Origin of the sequence: Fluctibacter halophilus, from assembly GCF_020687825.1 — a bacterium.
GTDB lineage: Bacteria > Pseudomonadota > Gammaproteobacteria > Enterobacterales > Alteromonadaceae > Fluctibacter > Fluctibacter halophilus.
The window spans coordinates 1-19,459 of record NZ_JAJEWP010000005.1 but is presented as its reverse complement, the minus strand read 5'-3'; the positions used below and the strand labels follow the sequence as shown (position 1 = coordinate 19,459).

The 19,459-nt window shown below is 52.3% G+C and carries 18 protein-coding genes; 12 read left to right on the top strand and 6 right to left on the bottom strand.

The window, feature by feature from the left end:
* Positions 1-16: 16 nt before the first annotated feature.
* Entirely contained in the window at positions 17-835 is an 819-nt protein-coding gene (locus LJ739_RS14695) for a glycosyltransferase family 2 protein (protein ID WP_229161719.1), read from the bottom strand.
* 79 nt (positions 836-914) lie between these two features.
* On the bottom strand, positions 915-1,583 hold the full coding sequence (gene radC / locus LJ739_RS14690) for a RadC family protein (RefSeq protein WP_229161717.1): 669 nt from the start codon (positions 1,581-1,583) through the stop codon (positions 915-917).
* Positions 1,584-1,691: 108 nt separating this feature from the next.
* Between radC and coaBC the strand changes: the two genes are divergently transcribed.
* The 3 genes from coaBC to LJ739_RS14675 all read left to right on the top strand — a co-directional run bounded on the left by coaBC (position 1,692) and on the right by LJ739_RS14675 (position 4,455).
* The gene (gene coaBC, locus LJ739_RS14685; protein ID WP_229161715.1) at positions 1,692-2,891 is read left to right on the top strand and encodes a bifunctional phosphopantothenoylcysteine decarboxylase/phosphopantothenate--cysteine ligase CoaBC; all 1,200 of its coding nucleotides are present in this window, start codon (positions 1,692-1,694) and stop codon (positions 2,889-2,891) included.
* 73 nt (positions 2,892-2,964) lie between these two features.
* Positions 2,965-3,555 carry a nucleoid occlusion factor SlmA gene (gene slmA / locus LJ739_RS14680; RefSeq protein WP_229161713.1) on the top strand — a complete coding sequence of 197 codons (591 nt, stop codon included), beginning with the start codon at positions 2,965-2,967 and terminating at the stop codon, positions 3,553-3,555.
* Positions 3,556-3,705: 150 nt separating this feature from the next.
* Entirely contained in the window at positions 3,706-4,455 is a 750-nt protein-coding gene (locus LJ739_RS14675; RefSeq protein ID WP_229161710.1) for a helix-turn-helix domain-containing protein, read from the top strand.
* Positions 4,456-4,464: 9 nt separating this feature from the next.
* Here the strand turns inward: LJ739_RS14675 and LJ739_RS14670 are convergent, their stop codons facing one another.
* Entirely contained in the window at positions 4,465-6,090 is a 1,626-nt protein-coding gene (locus LJ739_RS14670; protein WP_229162108.1) for a M28 family peptidase, read from the bottom strand.
* Positions 6,091-6,266: 176 nt separating this feature from the next.
* On the opposite strand from LJ739_RS14670, the gene LJ739_RS14665 reads away from it, so the two are divergent.
* The 4 genes from LJ739_RS14665 (at position 6,267) to LJ739_RS14650 (ending at position 9,659) form a co-directional block, all read left to right on the top strand.
* A complete protein-coding gene (locus tag LJ739_RS14665; protein ID WP_229161707.1) occupies positions 6,267-6,839 on the top strand; it encodes a TetR/AcrR family transcriptional regulator in 573 nt (190 codons plus the stop codon).
* 92 nt (positions 6,840-6,931) lie between these two features.
* Complete coding sequence (locus tag LJ739_RS14660; RefSeq protein ID WP_229161705.1) at positions 6,932-7,255, top strand: DUF1820 family protein; 324 nt, start codon at positions 6,932-6,934, stop codon at positions 7,253-7,255.
* 99 nt (positions 7,256-7,354) lie between these two features.
* Positions 7,355-9,109 (top strand): DUF885 domain-containing protein, encoded by a 1,755-nt coding sequence (locus LJ739_RS14655; protein ID WP_229161702.1) that lies wholly within the window; start codon positions 7,355-7,357, stop codon positions 9,107-9,109.
* A gap of 31 nt (positions 9,110-9,140) precedes the next feature.
* A complete protein-coding gene (locus LJ739_RS14650; RefSeq protein ID WP_229161700.1) occupies positions 9,141-9,659 on the top strand; it encodes a hypothetical protein in 519 nt (172 codons plus the stop codon).
* Here the strand turns inward: LJ739_RS14650 and LJ739_RS14645 are convergent.
* On the bottom strand, positions 9,623-10,108 hold the full coding sequence (locus LJ739_RS14645; RefSeq protein WP_229161699.1) for an EVE domain-containing protein: 486 nt from the start codon (positions 10,106-10,108) through the stop codon (positions 9,623-9,625). The two genes, LJ739_RS14650 and LJ739_RS14645, sit on opposite strands and share 37 nt — an antisense overlap.
* Positions 10,109-10,289: 181 nt before the next feature.
* Between LJ739_RS14645 and imuA the strand changes: the two genes are divergently transcribed.
* From imuA to LJ739_RS14630, 3 genes are read left to right on the top strand one after another with little or no spacing between them, the layout of a single operon-like run.
* Positions 10,290-10,973, top strand: coding sequence for a translesion DNA synthesis-associated protein ImuA (imuA, locus tag LJ739_RS14640; protein ID WP_229161698.1), 684 nt, complete (start codon positions 10,290-10,292; stop codon positions 10,971-10,973).
* Complete coding sequence (locus LJ739_RS14635; protein WP_229161697.1) at positions 10,973-12,391, top strand: Y-family DNA polymerase; 1,419 nt, start codon at positions 10,973-10,975, stop codon at positions 12,389-12,391. Before imuA ends, LJ739_RS14635 begins: the two co-directional genes overlap by 1 nt.
* 20 nt (positions 12,392-12,411) lie before the next feature.
* A complete protein-coding gene (locus LJ739_RS14630) occupies positions 12,412-15,483 on the top strand; it encodes an error-prone DNA polymerase (protein WP_229161696.1) in 3,072 nt (1,023 codons plus the stop codon).
* Here LJ739_RS14630 and LJ739_RS14625 read toward each other — a convergent pair.
* Both LJ739_RS14625 and LJ739_RS14620 read right to left on the bottom strand, forming a co-directional pair.
* A complete protein-coding gene (locus tag LJ739_RS14625) occupies positions 15,477-15,920 on the bottom strand; it encodes an acyl-CoA thioesterase (protein ID WP_229161694.1) in 444 nt (147 codons plus the stop codon). The genes LJ739_RS14630 and LJ739_RS14625 overlap by 7 nt on opposite strands.
* Complete coding sequence (locus LJ739_RS14620; protein WP_229161692.1) at positions 15,917-17,086, bottom strand: iron-containing alcohol dehydrogenase; 1,170 nt, start codon at positions 17,084-17,086, stop codon at positions 15,917-15,919. Before LJ739_RS14620 ends, LJ739_RS14625 begins: the two co-directional genes overlap by 4 nt.
* Before the next feature lie 165 nt (positions 17,087-17,251).
* Between LJ739_RS14620 and LJ739_RS14615 the strand changes: the two genes are divergently transcribed.
* Together LJ739_RS14615 and LJ739_RS14610 are read left to right on the top strand one after the other, a co-directional pair.
* A complete protein-coding gene (locus tag LJ739_RS14615; RefSeq protein ID WP_229161690.1) occupies positions 17,252-17,692 on the top strand; it encodes a hypothetical protein in 441 nt (146 codons plus the stop codon).
* A 119-nt stretch (positions 17,693-17,811) separates the two neighbouring features.
* The gene (locus LJ739_RS14610; protein ID WP_229161688.1) at positions 17,812-19,008 is read left to right on the top strand and encodes an ABC transporter substrate-binding protein; all 1,197 of its coding nucleotides are present in this window, start codon (positions 17,812-17,814) and stop codon (positions 19,006-19,008) included.
* The last annotated feature ends 451 nt before the right edge of the window (positions 19,009-19,459 follow it).

Sequence of the window (19,459 nt, the reverse complement as noted above, 5' to 3'; positions counted from 1 at the left end):
AAAAAGTGCCGAAGATTTAATCTTTTACCAGCCCAAATGGCGTCCATATTCGCCTGTTTTCACGGGTATTTTTCCTTATCACTCTGTTTTTCCTGATCATTTCAGGGCTCACGTATCCCCGTTCATGATCAAGATGGACGCACACCGCAGAATAACGTATTTGTCGCGGGCGTATACCATGGTTAATCATTCGCTCTCCCAGTTCCCGATCTTCTCCGCCGTACTGCATCCGCTCATCAAAGCCATTAACCGCCAATATATCCCGTTTCCAGCCAGAAGCATTGTGCCCATTCCATGTTGCTTTGGTAGGGGTCAGGTGGTTCAGTAGCGTTGCCGTGATGCCCCGAGCGCGCAACTTCATCAACTTGTGTGTCTTTGCCAGTCCGTTGTCCACCAGCCAGTCTGGCGCAAAAGCCCGTCCTGTAGCGATGTCACTGTCTGAAATGTGCTGACTCAATGCCAACGACAACTTGAAATATCCGCCCGACAGAAAATGTCCCGGTCTTGCAAAGCGTTGATGAACTTGCACAAAGTCATTACGCGGAATGCAATCACCGTCGGTAAACACCAGGTAGTCGCCCTTGGCAACACGAATGGCCTTGTTCAGGATCCGGCATTTCTGAAAACCGTCGTCCGGCTGCCAGATATGTTGGATGCGTAAGTGAGTACGAGACCTGAACTTATCGATAGTCTGTTCCGTTGCTGAGGTTGAACCGTCATCAGCGATGATGATCTCAAGCGGACAAACGGATTGGTGGTGAAACCCCCACAGCACTTTTTCAAGCCAAAGCGGAGAATTGTAGGTCGTCAAAATAACGGACGTGGTCGGTACCATTGGGCTGCCAAAGTCACACAGTATGTGTACTGAACTTAGCCCGCCAATATGTCAACCCACTGACAGTTTAATGAACGCTTTATAACAAGCCACGCTGGGCAAATGACACGGTGCGCCCGGCGCCGGCGATGATGTGATCAAGCACCGGGACATCCACCAGCGATAGCGCTGAGCGCAGGCGCTCGGTGATCTGTTTGTCTGCGTCACTTGGCTCAACAACGCCTGAAGGGTGATTATGCGCCAAAATCACTGCTGCGGCATTGTTTTCCAACACCACTTGCACGACAACACGAGGATAGACTGTGGCGGCATCAATGGTACCGTGAAACAAGCGACGAAAGGCCATTAGCCTGTGCTGGCTGTCCAACAGCAGTAACGCAAAATGCTCACGGGCCTCATTGCCCAACTGCTGCAATACCAATGTCCGGGCCGCATGAGCACCGTTAAGAATTGGCCGTTCTGTGACGGTTTCGGTCAAACTGCGGCGGAAAAACTCATTCGCCGCGACGAAACGGCTATAGGTTGAAAGGCCTACCCCGCTGATCGCCAGCCATTGCGCACAAGACGCCTTCACCATTGCCCGTAATGAGCCGAAATGGTTCAACAATTGTGTGGCCAGTGCATCTGTACGGGGTGTCTGCGCGCCTGGCGCGAGCATGAGACGCACTAATTCCTGATTGGACAGTGTATCCGGGCCCGCACGCAGCATACGTTGCAACAGGTGTTGCGGGTCATGTTTAGCCGCCATTGCGCGGTGTCCTTACCGTCATTGAGTGTTAAATAACCCTAGCAATAGGGCCCTTGTTCGGCCAATAATGTGGGGTCCAGAATCACCAAAAGTTGGGTCCGGTTATTCATGAGTCTGTGTGACAAGAACGTATTGTTGGGGATTAGCGGGGGTATTGCGGCGTATAAAGCCCCAGACCTAGTGCGCAAATTGCGTGCCCAGGGCGCGAACGTCCGCGTCGTAATGACGGCGTCCGCTGCAGCCTTCGTTTCGCCATTATCACTGCAAGCGGTTTGCGGGCATCCGGTCAGCCAGGATCTGTTGGATCCCGCTGCTGAAGCCGCTATGGGTCATATCGAATTGGCCAAATGGGCCGATGTGTTGCTTATTGCCCCCGCTACGGCCAATATTCTTGCCAAGCTGGCCCATGGTCTTGCCGATGATTTATTGTCGACACTTTGTCTGGCCACGCAAGCACCGATACATATCGCGCCGGCAATGAATCAGCAAATGTGGCGAGCACCAGCCACGCAGGCCAATCTAGCACTGTTACATCAACGTCAGATCACCTTTCATGGCCCCGCCGAAGGAGAACAGGCCTGTGGAGACATCGGTCCCGGTCGCATGCTGGAGCCGGAAGCGTTGGTTGCCGCCCTGGCAGGCACTCCCCCTAAAGGGCCGCTCAGCGGCAAACGCATACTGATCACTGCAGGCCCTACCCGTGAAGCCATTGACCCTGTTCGCTATATGAGCAACCACAGCAGTGGAAAAATGGGTTACGCATTGGCACAACAAGCGGTGAGAGCCGGTGCCCAGGTGACCTTGGTCAGCGGGCCGGTATCGTTGCCCACCCCAGGCGGGGTTCACCGAATCGATGTTATCAGTGCTGCAGACATGCATGAAGCGGTCATGCAGCACGCCAAAAATAACGATGTGTTTATCGCTTGCGCCGCTGTTGCAGATTACCGCGCCGCCGACCAGCAACCACAAAAAATTAAGAAAAATCAGCAAGAGTTAACACTTACTTTTGTTAAAAACCCTGATATTCTTGCTGATGTAGCCAAAATGCAACAAGGGCCGTTTACCGTCGGTTTTGCCGCTGAAACCCAGGATGTGGCCCATTACGCCAAAGACAAGTTGCAGCGCAAAGGGTTGGACATGATCGCCGCAAACGATGTGTCTGACAGCCGCATTGGCTTCAATGCTGATCAGAATGCGTTGCATGTCTTCTGGTCAGGTGGCGATCAGCTATTGCCTGTCGCCTCAAAGCTAGAAGTGGCAAGTGCGCTACTGACGCTGATACAGCAACGTATGTCAGCTTGCCAATAGAGGAACCCTGTAACAATCGTTGCTGCAAGCGGCACGCAAGCCAGTGCCACCAGCGACCGGGAGAACAATAATTATGCCCGCAACAAAACGAACCAATCGACGTGCCCAGATTCTGCAGGCACTGGCCAGTATGCTGGAAACCAACCCTGGACAACGCATTACTACCGCTAAACTTGCCGCTCAGGTGGGTGTTTCAGAAGCGGCGTTGTACCGCCACTTTCCCAGCAAAGCACGCATGTTTGAAGGGCTGATTGAGTTCATTGAAGAAACCCTGTTTTCCCGCATCAACAAGATCGTTAACGAAGAAAAAGATTCCGCCACCCGTTGCCAGTTAATCATGCATCTGATCCTGGGATTTTCGGAAAAGAACCCGGGTATCACCCGACTGTTGAACGGTGACGCGCTGATGGGCGAACAAGATCGCCTGCGCAGCCGCATTGCGCAGTTGTTTGAGCGCCTGGAAACCCAGTTTAAGCAGATCCTGCGTGAGCGGAAGCTGCGAGAAGGTAAAACGCTGCCAGCCGATGAAAGCATCATCGCCAATTTTCTGATCTGTTACACCGACGGTCGTATTAACCAGTTTATTCGTAGTGAATTTACCCGCCGCCCTACCGAAGGGTTTGCGGATCAATGGAAACTGATCAAAACCCGTTTTTTTGAGTGAGCCAATGTGGGTTCGGAAACATCCGAACCCTTCTTGCCAGAAAGTCACTATCATTCCTGCATAGTCTGCGATATTCATCTTGGCAGTCCAGCAGGAATCCCCAAGACTTCCCAGTCATCGCCGCGACATTAACTGAATGAAGGAGAGCACATGACGCTGGGAGAAAAACTTAAGGCACTACGTCAGCAACAGGATCTGAGTCAGCCGGTATTGGCTGAACGGGTGGGTATCGAGCAATCGTATCTGTCAAAACTCGAAAATGATCGTTCGCTTCCCTCAAACGACATCTTACGCGCCTTGCTGACAGCGCTGGATACGACACTGGACGAGGTACTGAACGACCCGGCACTGGACACAGACCTGGCCCGCTTACGCCAGGTTCCCGATATCGAACAATGGCTGCGAGCACGCAGTGCTCGGCGCCACGGACAACAGCGATTGTGGTTGATCGTATCAACCCTGCTGATGGCACTGTCTGCTGGAATTTTTTATGCAGGCTTCACAAAACAAGTCTTTGATGAAACCCATTACGTGTACGAATCCCCTGGCGTGGTCACCGATGATGAACCGGACAATGTATTCTTTGCCTGGCGACAATTGATCCCCGTGCAGGAGGATGTGCGGCGGCGTTCTGAGTTAACCCAACAAAAAGAACGGGAAATGCACCAGCGCCGGGACGACATCAGTATTGTCACTACCCGATTCGAAGGCATGGCCTTTGAAGTCCCCGTAAACGGCGGCAGGCGGATTTATACGTTGCAGGGGGACCGGCGCATTCCCCGCGCCATCAATGGCTGGTTACAGGTGATAGGCGTGGTGTTATTTTGTGCCGGCGCTCTCGGCCTATGGATAGAGCGCCGTTTGTACACCACATCACCCAAGCAACATTTGCCTGGGTGAAACTTAGGGTTACTCAGGGCTGGCAAAGGTATCGCCAAAAAAGTCCCCTTCGTGCCAGGAGGGGCGCTGCTCCTGGTTAGCCAATGTCAGTCCGATGTTAAAATTCACCTCCGTAAAGGTGGTGGCTGCCTGCCAGTTAAAGGGCTGATTCAGATCATCACTGGGCTTGTGATAATGGGTATGCAAAAAGCTGGTGAACTGTTTTTGCCCTTCAATCGCGGGGTCTGACGATTTCAAACCCGGCACCAAAAACACTGACGGTACGCCTTGTTTGACGAAGCTGTAATGATCCGAACGGGTAAACAACGCCATCTCAGGCCACGGGTCTGGACTCAGAGCAATACCCACTTTGCCCGCAGCATCGGCAACAGAGTCGGCCAGGTCGCTGTGATTAGCGCCAAACGCGATAACATCCGCAAAGGGATAGGTCAGGATCGGCATGTCCAGATTGACATTGGCCACCATCGCATCTCCGGGTACGGTGGGATTGCGGGCAAAGTAGTCTGACCCCAGCAGCCCTTTTTCTTCACCGGTAACGGCCACAAACACGATGGATCGTTTCGGTGGCGTCGCTTGCTGACTGAACATTCGCGCAGTTTCCAGCAATACGGCGACGCCGGTTGAGTTGTCCATTGCACCGTTATTAATGCGATCCTTTTTCACCGACTTCGACAAGCCAATGTGGTCAGAGTGGGCCGAATAAACCACATATTCATCGCGCAACTGCGGGTCACTGCCCGGCAAGATGGCCACCACATTCGGGCTGGTAATGGTACGGTGCTCGCTGGCGGATGACAGACTTGCAGACAGGTTTAGCGCAAACCCTTCCGGGGCTTGGTCCTGATCCAACTGGGCGTAAATGTCCTGTAATGAGGCAGGTGCATTAACAAACAATTTCGCCGCGGCTTCGGCGCTCAAATAGGCACTTTGCAGCAATTGAGGATAGACATTGGCGGGTTGACCCTCGCTGTCCAGCCAGCGCACACTGGGCATGTGCAGATAGTTCAGCAAGTTCTGGTACGGCCTGACTTTTTCAGCTGTTGGCGTACTGAGTGAGATCATCCCCACTGCCCCATTGGCAGCGGCATGCCTGGCTTTTTGCGCGGAAGAACCAAAGTGCGCGCCTTCCTCACTGGGGAATGATGCGGGCTTGCCGTGCAGCACCACCACAATCTTGCCTTCAACATCCATGTCCTGATAATCGTCATGGCCCAGCAAGGGGGCGACAATGCCATAGCCCACAAAAACCAGTTCAGCGCTAACACTGGCCTGCTCTGCCACCGAATCTGCTGACATGATGAACTGTGACGGGTAGGTCAGTGACTCCTGCCCCTGCTCACTGATCAGGGTCAGTTGGGGAGAGGATTGATCCAGGTAAGACTGGCGAAATGGGATACGTTGCATATACGTTCCACTGTCACCGCCAGGCTGCAATCCATACTGCTCGAATTGGCTGGCAATGTATCGAGACGCAATTTCATGCCCCTCAGAGCCTGTATCCCGGCCTTGCATCAGGTCATCGGCGAGGAAGAACAGATGCGCCCGCAGGCGCTGTGGATCCGCTTCGATGACTTCCGTAGCAGAGGACGTGTCAGCGCCCTTTGGAGACGATTGATCGGCTGGTGTACAGGCCATCAGCCCGGTAACCAGTGTGAAAAACAATAACGCGTGCTTCACCATGTCTTTTTACTCGGTGGGTAGGGATTAGTGATCGGGGGGTAACACTAAAAGTTCTGCGCTGACATTTCCAGCTTGACGGCTGCTTTTTCTCCACTAAGCTTGGAGAGAACATATGTTCTCAGTGAAAAATCATGCCCAGAAAAGCCTTATATGATTTACAGGCCGTGCTCACCCAGGCCATTGATGTCCTGCTGGAGCATGGCTATCACGGCGCCATCATGGATGAAATCATTGCCCGTACCGATTTTAACCGGCGAGGGTTTTACCTCGAGTTCGGCAGCAAACAGCAATTCCTGTATCAGGTGCTCGACCATTATCTGCACACCCAACTTGATCCCATTGTAGGCCTACTGGAACAAAATCAGGGCCTGGTATCGGTTCATGATTTTTTCGACGCTTACGTACGGCACGTGCGCGGCCGGGGCTGCTTATTGATCAACATGATCACGGAGATGGGTTTTGATGATGAAGCGGTACGTGACCGGGGTCGTCACTACCTGGATCGGTTGCAAATCGCCTTTATCGGTTGCCTGGAAAAGGCCCAGCGCCACCAGCAGGTGCGTGCAGACATCAACCTGGAGTCCACCGCACTGCAATTAACCAGCTATGTGCAAGGGTTTGCGGTTAATGCTGTACTGGCCGGGGATACCGATGAGCTGTCGCTGGCGACACGCGCCTTGTTAGGGCCTTTGGCGACAGAGTAGCCAAGCGGCGTTATTGTCACCGGACACTTGGCGAAGGATTCACAAACGGCTAAAATCGGCGCCCTTGTTCATTCAACGACCTGTTATGCGCTATGTCTGAAAAACACCCACTGTTCCGCGTGCAATTCATCAGTAATGGTGAACGGTATGAGGTCTATGTCCGTGAAGTCAGCCAAGGTGCCATGTTTGGTTTTGTCGAAATTGGCGACTTTGTCTGGGATACCCACAGCCGAGTGGTCGTTGATCCCAGTCACGAGAAACTCAAATCTGAATTTGGTGACGTTAATCGCACTTACATCCCGATGCACAACGTACTGCGTATTGATGAAGTCAAAAAGCAAGGTTCGGCCAAGATCAGTGAACTGTCGGACAAGGTGACGGTCTTTCCCGGTCCGGTTTATCCGCCCAAATCCTGACTTCGATAAAGCGCACTGTCGCGGCGACGAGCGTCTGGCAATCAACCGCGCCGTGTAATACTCTAGCCAGCTGATTGCCCGACTTCAGGATCCACTTTTATGCGCCGATTGTTTGCTGTTCTGTGGCTTTTATTGCCAACCGTTGCCCTGGCCTCATCGCCATCGGATACCCTTTCCAATCTGCTGGAAGAAATCTGGCAATATGAATTGAAGGTGTCTCCTACCTACGCAACGTCGATGGGTGTGCACGATTATGATGATCAACTGGCCGACAACTCTGCGGATGCGCTGGCCGCGCAAAATCGCAGCTACAGCGCCTTTCTGGAGCGACTTCAGGCCATCGATTCAGCCGCATTGACACGCAGCGAACAAATCACCGTGATGATGCAACAGCGCCGGTTGCAAAACTACCTGGATGAGTATCGGTTTAATGCCCACTTTGTACCGATCACTTCTGAATATGGCTTTCACAGTGCCATTGCCATGTTGCCCCAGATTGCCCGGTTTAAAACGGCCGAGGATGTCTCCAACTACCTTAAACGGCTGGCGGCCATCGGGCCTTATTTTGATCAGCAGATTGCCTGGATGCGCGAAGGTATGAAGGTCAACATGGTCCAGCCAAAAGCGGTTTTAGCCGGTTTTGAAGACTCCGTGCAGCCCTTTTTCGAAGGTAGCGCTGAAGACAGTCCGTTCTACACTCCGTTGCAATCATTGCCCGATGCGATCGGTGATGCCCAGCAAGCCAGTCTGCAAGCTCAGGCTCGTGAACACATTGCACAGGTTGTCATGCCTGCATACCAGCGTTTCTATCAATTCCTGGTGGATGAATACATTCCTCAGGCCAAAACCGGCATCGCTGCCAGCCAGTGGCCACAAGGCAAAGCCTACTACCAAAATCGTGCGGAGTATTACACCACAACAAGCCTTTCGGCCGACGAGATTCATGCCATTGGCGTGGAGGAAGTGGCGCGCATTCGGGGCGAAATGCAACAGGTGATCGACGAGCTGGGCTTTGAGGGTGATATCAATGCCTTTATTCACTTTTTGCGCACCGATCCGCAGTTCTATGCACCTTCGGCCCAGGCGCTGCTCAAGCACGCCGCGTATTACTCGAAAAAGATCGACGGCTTACTGCCCAAGTTGTTTTACACCCTGCCACGCACCCCCTATGGCGTTGCACCGGTACCAGAGAGTATCGCACCCAAGTACACCACCGGACGGTACATCTCGCCCACCCGCGATGATGAACCCGGCTATTACTGGGTCAACACCTATGCATTAGACAAGCGCCCTTTATACGCGATTCCGGCGCTGACCCTGCACGAAGCGGTACCCGGTCACCATTTGCAGATATCGCTGGCCCGGGAGATGTCCGATTTGCCGCCGGTACGTCGCTACACCTACATCTCCGCGTTTGGCGAAGGATGGGGGCTGTACTCCGAATACCTGGGCAAAGAGATCGGGTTTTACGAGACCCCGTATGACGAATTTGGTCGTTTAAGCTATGAGATGTGGCGCGCCTGCAGACTGGTGGTGGATACCGGTATGCACATGAAAGGTTGGACCCGTCAGCAAGCACTGGATTACATGATGGAAAACACCGCATTGTCAGCCCACAATGTGAAGACCGAGATTGATCGCTATATTTCCTGGCCAGCCCAGGCGCTGAGCTATAAAATTGGTGAATTGGAAATTAAACGTTTACGGCAACTGGCCGAGCAGCGTTTAGGTGAGCGCTTCGACTTGCGCGCTTTCCATGATGCCGTACTGGCCCACGGCTCAGTGCCTTTATCGGTGCTGGCAGACAATATCGAACAATTTATTCAGCAACATCAAGGCACCCCTTCACACTGAAGGGGATAGCCATCGCATTCAGGAGTACATCATGATCATCGCGTTTTCCATTATCGGCTTATTGGTTTTGGTGATGATCTTTATGTTTCTGCGCTCCCAGAATCTGGTGCGGGAAGTCACCCAGTTAAAGCACTCGCTTCGCTACCATGAAAAGCAAACCCGTTTTTGCCTGACAACCCTGATGAACTTGTCGACGCAACTGCAAAACACCTACCTTGCCCGGCTTGAGGGGCTGCAGAAGCATGCATTGGTCAGTGCCGATGACTATGAGCTGTGCAAGTTTATTCTCAATCATGTGGAATTTGTGGTGATGCAGTGCTGCGAATCAGGGGCCACTGTCGAAGAAGCCATCCATAAAGCCCTTCAGCGCAGTCAATATGATATGGAACGGATCAACAAATTCATTGCCCGTCAGCCATCAGAGGTTCGGGTACCTTGGTGTAAAAACGCTATCAGTGGCTTTATCTCAGCCTGCCATAATCTGACCTCGGAGTCATTACGTCTGAAGAATCGTCAAACCTCCGCGGAAGCGGAAGCGCCATCGGCCTGACAAGCGGCTAACAAGCGCGCAAATTCCTTTTCATCCACCGGCATGATCGAGAGACGATGACCTTTTTTTACCAGTCCTAACTGCTGAATGTCTGGCATTTGCTTGATGGCACTGAGGGGCAGGATTTGAGCAAATTTTTGTTTAAACCCCACGTCAACCCGATACCATCGCGGATTGTCCGGTGACGCCTTAGGGTCGTAGTATTTCGACTCGGGATCAAACTGGCTATCATCCGGATACCCCGCCTTTACCACTTCTGCCAGTCCGGCAATGCCTACATGCTTGCAGCTGGAATGGTAAATAAACACGAGGTCACCAACCTTAACCTCATCACGCAGGAAGTTTCTGGCCTGATAGTTACGGATACCGTCCCAGGGCTCCGTCTGTGCCGCTGCCAGGTCATCGATGCTGAAAGCATCGGGCTCACTCTTAAATAACCAATAGCCCATGTTGTTTTCTCAAAAAAGGGGAACTTGCACAGTGTGGCGTCGATGGCGACTGAATGCAAAAATCAGTGCCGCATACGAGTGTCACTTTTTCAATTTTTCTTTCAGCAACTTAGCATTATTCAGAGGGTTGAGCGATTGCATTTGTTTGATCATTATACTGTATGGATGTACAGTATAATGTATGAACATGACCCTTGAAGAAATGAAGCAAAAGCAACTCGTCTGGCAAGCCCGCCAACAGGCCACTGTACGTCCGGCAAAAGGCAGTGGCTTTAGTGGGCTGGATAGATTACTGGACGGAGGCTTGCCAGAGCGTGGAATGATTGATCTGCACACGCCGCTGGGCATCGGTGAACTGCGTTTGCTGTTGCCCACCCTGCAACTCCGCCATCACGATGAACGTTTACTGATCTTCATTGCGCCGCCACATGCACTGTGTGCAACATTCTGGCAGTCGGCAGACATCGCGCTGGACCGCGTGTTGATCATTCAACCCAACAGCACCGCAGAGCGACTGTGGGCTGCCGAGCAATGTTTGCGTAGCGGTTGTTGTCACAGTGTGTTGTGCTGGTATCAGGGTGTTACGGTCGCGCAAAGTAAACGGCTGCAATTAGCGGCTGAACAAGGCGATGCACTGTACATTCAGTTGCAGTCCCCCAACGCCCGTACACACTCCCTTCCTGTCCCACTGGCGCTGAGCCTCAGCCCGGATGAGCAAGGTCTGGCGATCACACTGCGTAAGCAGCGAGGGGGTGTCGCCAATCGCCACATTAGGGTCAACATGGCGAGCCGCTGGCCTGACTTGATGCGCATCCGTAAAAACACCAATAACGTCATTGCTTTTCCTCAGTCACGGACCGGCTAATGCACGGATTATGGTTATACCTGCACTTTCCCAAGCTGCAGATGGATACCCTCTATCATCAGCAAGATCTTCAGCGGCCAGTCGTGATTGTTGATGCTGCGGTCAATGCCGTAGTGCAATATAACACCCAGGCTTACCAGGCTGGCATTCGTAAGGGCATGGGGCTGGGACATGCCAGTGCCCTGTGCCAGTCCCTTCAAGTCATTCCTTATTCACCGGATATCACGCACAAGACACTGCTGGACGTTGCTCAGTGGTTATACCTGGTCACTGGCGACATCTGCCCTTTTCAACCGGATGGATTGTTGCTGCGCATTCACACCATGCTATCCCTGTATGGTGGACTTGAGGGCTACTGGCACGCCCTGAACAGTCATCTACAATCCTTACGGTTGCATTACCACTATGCCACCGGCCCCACACCTCAGGCCGCTCGCCTGCTCGCCCGTTATGGCTGGGATCAGCGACATCAGGATGCTGACGTTCATCAGCGGGCGTTGGCCACCGTGCCTTTAAGCAACACGGATCTGGAAAGAAAGACCATTCATTCTTTAGCCAGAGTGGGCGTAAAGCGGTTGGGTGATCTGATGGCATTGCCATTGAATGAACTGGCACAACGCTATGATCACACGCTGGTCACCTATCTGGGGAGGATCAAGGGTAGCTTCCAACAACCGGTCTCTTTCTATCAGCCGTCAGAGCGCTTCGAACGTTATCTGGAACTGTTGTACGACATTGAAGATATCAATGCCTTGCTGGTGCCGGTAGCACAACTGCTCGGTCAATTAAGCCACTTCCTGAAACTGCGGGATCAATTGAGCGAGGAAATCACCCTTGTGCTTCATCACCGGGATGCCGAGCCACAAACCGTGATTGTTCGCAGCGCGGTTGGCGAGTATCGCTTAACGGCCTGGCAGACCCTGTGCCGATTAAAATTAGAAACCCTCACGCTGGAAGCGCCGGTCTACGGGCTGACACTGAAAGGTGGTCATGCTTATATCCGCCAACCTGACAAACAGGACCTCTTTAGCGGGCAACAAGGCGCGTTGTCGTGCTTGCAACTGGTTTCCCAACTGCAGGCCCGATTGGGTGAGGATGCCGTTTTTCAGATCCTGCCTGGCGACGACCCGCGCCCCGAATATGCCACAGTGCAGCATGCGCCACTCAGACCGATGCAACTGAAAGCCCCGGTAAGTGATCACATGGCTCTCCTGCGTCCTAGCCTGCTGCTAACCCCACCAAAGCCACTGACCCACAAGGTCACCCTGCTACACGGCCCGGAACGGATTGCCACCGGTTGGTGGGACAATCAGGCCGTGATCCGGGATTACTTCGTTGGCTGCAATGGCCGGGGGGAATGGTTATGGCTGTTTCGTACTCCCCAGCAACAATGGTTTATCCACGGGTTGTTCAGTTAATCCATGTAACGGTCTTTTTTATGCAGTACGCCGAGCTATTTTGTCAGTCGAATTTTTCCTTTCTTAAGGGCGCATCCCATCCTGAAGAGCTGATGCGACAAGCTCACTTTCTCGGATACCGGGCGCTGGCCATCACCGATGAATGCTCTGTGGCCGGTGTGGTACGCGCTTACACTGAACAACGGGACCAACAATTGGCTGTGCAGTTAATCGTTGGGAGCCTGCTGTGTATGGACGACTTACAGTGTGTGGTGTTATGCCCTGACCGGCAGGCGTATACCGAATTGTGCCGGGTGATCACCCAAGCACGCCGCCGCGCGGATAAAGGCAGCTATCGTCTTGACCTGTGGGACTGGCGTACCTTGCGGCATTGTTTCTTACTGTGGTTACCCAGCTTGCAACCCGAACGGGATGCGCACTGGGGACGCTGGCTAAGTCAGCATCACCGCCAGCGTCTATGGATAGGATTTACCCGCTGGTTAGACGGACATGATGCTCAGCGACAGCGTGCCGTCGAGGCATTATCTGCACACTGGGATTTACCGGTTTGTGCCTGTGGCGGTGTACTGTTTCACCATCCTGAACGTCAACCCCTACAACACATCATGACCGCCATATCACACAAACAGCCGGTCGATCAGTTGGGTGAAGCCCTGATCACCAACACCGAACGTTCGTTGCGCAGTCGGGAAAAACTGGCAACGCTGTTTCCAGACCGCTGGTTGCAGGCCAGTGTCGACATTGCGCGGCGCTGTCAATTCAGCCTTGACGAGTTACGCTATGAATACCCGGCAGAGCTGATCCCACCCGGACATACGCCTCGCTCATACTTACGCACTCTGGTGGAAGCCGGGGTGCAGCAACGCTTTCCCGAAGGATTAACGCAAAACATACGTGACATTATTGAAAAAGAGTTACGCCTGATCCATGAGCAAAACTATGAGTACTTTTTCCTGACCATTCATGACATTGTGCAGTTTGCCAAATCACAACACATTCTGTACCAAGGGCGCGGGTCTGCGGCTAATTCCGTGGTCTGCTACTGCCTTGAGATCACCGCGGTGGACCCCCGTCAAATTAATGTGCTGTTCGAGCGTTTCATTTCCAAAGAGCGTAATGAGCCACCCGACATTGATGTTGATTTTGAACATGAGCGCCGGGAAGAAGTCATTCAATACATTTACCGTAAATACGGTCGCGAGCGCACAGCACTGGCGGCCACGGTGATCTGTTACCGCTTCAAAAGCGCCCTGCGTGATGTGGGTAAGGCGCTAGGACTGGCAGAAACCCAGCTGGATTACTTTATCAAGCATATCAACCGACGAGATAGAGGGTTGGATTGGCAAACACAAATCACCGAACTCGGGCTGGACCCTGATAGCCACCGCGGCTTGCAATTTATTCAACGGGTTAACGAGCTGATGGGATTCCCCCGCCACTTGTCACAGCACGTCGGCGGCTTTGTCATCTCCGCCGGTCCGCTCTATCACCTGGTGCCGGTTGAAAATGCAGCCATGCCTGAGCGTACGGTGATCCAGTGGGACAAAGACGACCTCGAGTCACTGGGCCTGCTCAAAGTGGACGTATTGGCACTGGGCATGTTGACCGCGATACGTAAGGCGTTTGATCTGATTGAGCAACATCAACAGCGGGTGTTGCAGATTGCCGATATTACCCGTCAGGACGATGACCCCGACGTGTATGCCATGATCCAGCGCGCCGATACCGTCGGCGTGTTCCAAATAGAATCCCGCGCCCAAATGAGCATGCTGCCACGACTCAAACCTGCCTGTTATTACGATTTGGTGGTGCAAATTGCCATCGTTCGTCCCGGTCCGATCCAGGGGGACATGGTTCACCCCTACTTAAAACGACGGGATGGCCTGGAGGCCGTTGAATACCCGTCCAAGGACGTCGAGCAGGTACTCAGTCGCACCATGGGCGTTCCCATTTTTCAGGAGCAGGTGATCCAACTGGCGATGGTCGCCGCCGGATTCAGTGGTGGTGAAGCGGATCAACTACGTCGGGCCATGGCCAGTTGGAAGAAAAATGGTCAGTTGATGCAATTTAAACACAAGCTTATCGACGGCATGCGCCAGCGAGGGTATAGCGAAGCGTTTGCAGAGCGTCTGTTTAATCAAATTCTGGGCTTTGGCGAATACGGTTTCCCGGAGTCTCATTCAGCCTCCTTTGCGGTGCTGGCCTACGTATCTTCATGGCTGAAATGCCACTATCCGGTGGCCTTTTATGTTGCCCTGCTCAACAGTTGGCCGATGGGTTTCTATGCCCCAGCCCAACTGATACAGGACGCGCGGCGGCACGACATTACCGTACTCCCCGTGTGTGTGAATCAGTCTGATTGGGATCATCAATGGGTTGAACATGAACAACAACAGGCCATTCGCCTCGGTTTGCGACTCGTAAAGGGGGTGTCAGAAAGCGCGATGAAGCAATTGACTGTGCAACGTCCCAAAGTGGGCTTCAAGGACGTTGCCCAGCTCCAGCAAGTGGGCTTATCCCGTGAACAACTGGAAGCGTTGGCCAGCGCCAATGCGCTGCACACTGTGCATGACAATCGTTATGCTGCCCGATGGGCATTGATGGATACCACCTCGACCTTGCCCCTGTTTAAACAACAACATCAATTATTCTTGTTCGACAACGCGCCTGAGCCGATGGCTGATATGCTGGAAGATTATGCGGCCACGACGGTGTCACTGAAGCATCACCCTATCCGCCTGCTCCGTGAACAAGGTATGCTGCCAAAACACATCTGTGCCAGCACATTGCATCAACATCCAGCCCAGACTGTGGTCACCGTCTGCGGTATGGTGATTGGGCGGCAAGCGCCGGGTACTGCTGGCGGGGTGACATTTGTGACACTGGAAGACGATACCGGCAATATCAATGTGATCGTGTGGAAAGCCACTGCGCGGGCCCAGAAACAGGCATTTCTTAACTCACGCCTGCTGATGGTAAGGGGCATTCTGGAACGTGGCGACGGTGGCGTTACCCATATTGTTGCGGGCAAGCTTGAGCGTCTTGATCACCTGGCCGACGGATTAGCCGGAAAATCTCGCGACTTTCACTGAGATGGATCCTGCAGCAACAGCTGCAGTGCCCGACGTTGATTGTCGGGAATCGCAACGGCGCGCTGGGTTGTACGATCAACAAACACATGAACAAAGCTGCCCTGCGCCCTGGGCATCGTCTCATCACCAACAAAAACGCCCAACTGGTAGGTGACAGAGCGAGCACCCAATTTGCTGACACTAACACCAATATGAATGTCTTGTGGGTACGCGATTGGCTGGAAATACCGACATTGGGACTCGACCACAAAGGCCACCACCGGGGCGGTGTGAATATCCAGTCCCCCTTCTTCGATCAGGTAACGGTTTACCGCTGAATCAAAAAAACTGTAATACGTGACGTTGTTTACATGACCATAGACATCATTGTCATGCCAACGGGTCGTAACAGGATAAAAGCAAGCGAACTGTTGTCGGGTCATCTGTTGGTCATTCATTGATAGGCCGCCTGATAGATCGCCAGTGCGTCCTGCTCAGTCACTTCGCGGGGATTATTGATCAGCAATCGCTGCTGCAACATGGCATCACCGGCTAACGCTGCCAGGCTGGATTGCGGAACATTACAATCGCTTAGCGTATCGGGTAGACCACATTCTGTGACCAGTTCGGCCAGCCAATCGATCAACGTATTGGCCTTGGCCTCGTGATCCATCTCAGCCTGCACTTGGGCAGGGATCATCACTTCTGCCAGTTGCGCATACGCTGTTGCACAGGCTGGCAGATTAAATCGCATCACATGGGGTAATACCAACGCGTTGCTCAGCCCATGAGGTATATGGAAGTGCCCGCCCAACGGATAGGCCAGCGCATGAACCGCGGCGACCGGTGCGTTCGCAAATGCCTGACCGGCGAGATTGGCGCCCAATAGCGCCTTCTCGCGGGCTTGTAGATCATTTCCGTCTTTGACGGCTACACGCACACTGTCTGACAATAGGCGCAGCGCCTCAAGCGCAAACATGTCGGAGATCGGATTTTTCTTTACCTTGCTGGTGAATGCTTCAATGGCATGCACCATTGCATCGATGCCTGTTGCCGCCGTAACGTGAGCAGGAAGCCCCCGAGTAAGGTTTGCGTCCAGCACCGCCACATCCGGCAGTAATGTAGAAGACACAACGCCGGCTTTGGTTGTACCGCCCGTGGTGATTATTGCAATGGGGGTGACTTCGGAGCCTGTACCTGCGGTGGTAGGTACCTGAATCAATGGCAAACGTGGTCCGGAGAGTTGATCAACACCGTACATGTCAGCTAAGGATTGTTGATTGTCGCGGTGAGCCAGCACAGCAACTAACTTGGCAACATCCATCGCGCTACCACCACCAAACCCGATCACAACATCCACTTCCTGGGCTTTAGCAACGTCAACCGCTTGCAGTACCGTTGCTTCACTGGGATCGGCTTCTACTTTATCAAACACACATAACTGCACATCCTGGTTGGCAAACTCGGTTACGGTATCGATAAGCAAGCCAGCGCGGATAATACCCGCATCCGTTACAACCAATACACGTCTGGCTGCAAAGCGTTCGCAGTGAGAGACCAAATGAATTGCTGCGCCGACCTCTACATGTAACTTAGCAACGGCACTAAAGGTAAAGGGGTTCACAGGATGCTCCTTGACCAACATGAATGTTCACACTTTACTAAAGGAAATAGGCGACGTTATCACTTATTGCAATGGCATCTATTGATCCCGTTTATTCGATTATTTGTAAAGCGGCAGCAAACTGCTTCCCGGTTTATGTAGGTAAGTCATCATTTGGAGGTTCTGATGCTTGAACACGGCGAGTATCTTGTTGATCGCTTTGGCCAATTTGTCACCTTTGTTGCTCGCGGCCCCTGGAACGATCCAAGTTTGCGGCGTGGTTCGAAACGGCTGGGTAGTGTTCTTAAAGACGTTGACCAAACACAGCCATGGGTTCAGTTAAGCTGTTTATACGGTGAAAGCCTGATGCCTCCGGACGCGTTTGAAGTATTTGTACGAGAGACAGCAAGGCGCAAAAGCTTTGGTTTGACTGCACTGGCCATTGTCCTGAAAGACACCGAGTACCCGAAAACCATTGTACGCCAGTTGAGTGCAGGCTATGAGCAGGCAGACATAGAGCATCAATTTTTTGATGAGATAGAACCGGCACTGGACTGGTTAGCCTCTTTTCCTGTTGTATTTGACAAAAATCAGGTGATGCAATTTTTTAACGATAATACTTTGTAGCACGCAAAATTAAGCCCGGCGCCTGCCTTCAGTATCTCACCCCGGACATCTACCGACCGTGCGAGCTTGTTAAAAAAATTACTCTATCAGCGCGTGTTTAACTATCATTGGATCATCTTTTGTTGTCTATTCAAGCGACCAATTTGCTTAGTCCCTATCACGTTATTTATTGTAGATTTTTCACTGCTTTCAAACTCGCTTTGATATTGCTCATGTTTCCGTATCCAACGCAAAGCTTGGCAAAAACCTGTGCTGATATCACCGTTGACGAAACCACGCGTCCTCTGAAAGTACTGTATTTTTACCCACAAGGTGCACAAGGTTCTTTTTGGCATTTACAAAAATCTTTTACTGAACATGTCGCCGAAGGGTTAGGGATTGATATTGAAACGATTCCTATCCAACAACAATATCACAATCGATTTAGCTTCCTTGAGCTGATCAATGAAAAACTGACCACTGCCACTCCACCAGATTATATTGTGGGAATTTTTTACTCAAATGGCGAAGAAAGCCTGCTCGAACTGATTGAAGCCCACAACATTCCCTACTTTTCAATCAACACCAGTCTGGAAAAGCGCGGATATGCAACAATAGGTATGCCCAGAGAGCAGTATTCAGCATGGATAGGTCATATGACCCCAGATGACGAGCAAGCGGGTCAGGAACTGGCGACATTATTGGCAGCACAACGCAGCGTTAGCTCTATTGTAGCGATTTCTGGAGCTCATCAATCAACTGTCAGTCGTACACGCTTGACAGGTTACAATCGAGCCATGCAGCGTATGCGAAAAGAATCTCAACGTGAAAGAACTCCAAAAGGCATCGAATGGCTTCCGACAATGAACAGTGACTGGAGTGCAAATAGCGCTGCGAAGCTTACTCAGGCACTACTGGATCGGGTTGGCCGTGTGGATGCCTACTGGACCGCAGGGATGGATATCGCGGAGGGGGTGCTCGCTATTGCACGTCAGCAAGATCCCCCCTACCAACCAGTCATTGGAACTTTTGACTGGTCACATGCCGCTTTGAATGCCGTTAGAGATGGACAAGTATTGGTCAGTTTTGGTGGTCACTTTATGGAAGGAGGCTGGACTATGGCTCTGTTACTGGATCATGCCAATGGTATCGATTTTAAACAGGAACTCGGTGTGCAAATCAGCACAAGGTTACAGCCGGTTACCAAGAATAATGTGCAGACAATCTCCGCTTTACTTAACAAGGAAACTTGGCAATCCGTTAATTTCCGTCGTTATAGTAAGTGCTACACACCGGATTTAGACGAATATGATTTCCGACTTGTTTTGCAAAACTGAGCGGCGTTAATCGCTATCCATAAAACTGAGTTACGGTGAATAGTAATTTATTTGACCACCGCGGATAAGGTGAGGCCGTCTGGAGACGAGCGAGGGCGCGAAGCTCGGCTAGGGCGGAACGACGGTACAGGGTGAACCACGCCCGAAATGAGCGAAAACGTGAAGCTCATTGAGTGGTGAACGGGAGGGCAGAGGAAGCCCGACCTGGACTTTTTGCTGAAGGCACAAGGAACCGGCTGGACGTAGCACCAGGGATGGTTTGTTACCTTACAGTCAACGCAGTGCTACTTCGATACTGTTTTCTGATGGGTTTAGTTACCCAATGAGATAGCAACGCAAGTTGCTAGCTAAAACGAAAAAAGGCCACCCGCTATGGGGGGCCTTTCTCGTTTTAATTGGGAGCCCCGGTGACCAGCCCAGGACGGTGTGTGACCGCCATGGATGGCGGAAA

Coding starts and splice junctions, on each gene's coding strand:
- LJ739_RS14615 (WP_229161690.1), top strand. CDS start 17,252: ATGCTTGAACACGGCGAGTATCTTGTTGATCGCTTTGGCCAATTTGTC.
- LJ739_RS14645 (WP_229161699.1), bottom strand. CDS start 10,108: ATGGGCTATTGGTTATTTAAGAGTGAGCCCGATGCTTTCAGCATCGAT.
- LJ739_RS14625 (WP_229161694.1), bottom strand. CDS start 15,920: ATGAATGACCAACAGATGACCCGACAACAGTTCGCTTGCTTTTATCCT.
- LJ739_RS14695 (WP_229161719.1), bottom strand. CDS start 835: ATGGTACCGACCACGTCCGTTATTTTGACGACCTACAATTCTCCGCTT.
- LJ739_RS14650 (WP_229161700.1), top strand. CDS start 9,141: ATGATCATCGCGTTTTCCATTATCGGCTTATTGGTTTTGGTGATGATC.
- coaBC (WP_229161715.1), top strand. CDS start 1,692: ATGAGTCTGTGTGACAAGAACGTATTGTTGGGGATTAGCGGGGGTATT.
- LJ739_RS14655 (WP_229161702.1), top strand. CDS start 7,355: ATGCGCCGATTGTTTGCTGTTCTGTGGCTTTTATTGCCAACCGTTGCC.
- LJ739_RS14665 (WP_229161707.1), top strand. CDS start 6,267: ATGCCCAGAAAAGCCTTATATGATTTACAGGCCGTGCTCACCCAGGCC.
- LJ739_RS14660 (WP_229161705.1), top strand. CDS start 6,932: ATGTCTGAAAAACACCCACTGTTCCGCGTGCAATTCATCAGTAATGGT.
- LJ739_RS14630 (WP_229161696.1), top strand. CDS start 12,412: ATGCAGTACGCCGAGCTATTTTGTCAGTCGAATTTTTCCTTTCTTAAG.
- LJ739_RS14670 (WP_229162108.1), bottom strand. CDS start 6,090: ATGGCCTGTACACCAGCCGATCAATCGTCTCCAAAGGGCGCTGACACG.
- LJ739_RS14675 (WP_229161710.1), top strand. CDS start 3,706: ATGACGCTGGGAGAAAAACTTAAGGCACTACGTCAGCAACAGGATCTG.
- LJ739_RS14635 (WP_229161697.1), top strand. CDS start 10,973: ATGCACGGATTATGGTTATACCTGCACTTTCCCAAGCTGCAGATGGAT.
- radC (WP_229161717.1), bottom strand. CDS start 1,583: ATGGCGGCTAAACATGACCCGCAACACCTGTTGCAACGTATGCTGCGT.
- slmA (WP_229161713.1), top strand. CDS start 2,965: ATGCCCGCAACAAAACGAACCAATCGACGTGCCCAGATTCTGCAGGCA.
- imuA (WP_229161698.1), top strand. CDS start 10,290: ATGAACATGACCCTTGAAGAAATGAAGCAAAAGCAACTCGTCTGGCAA.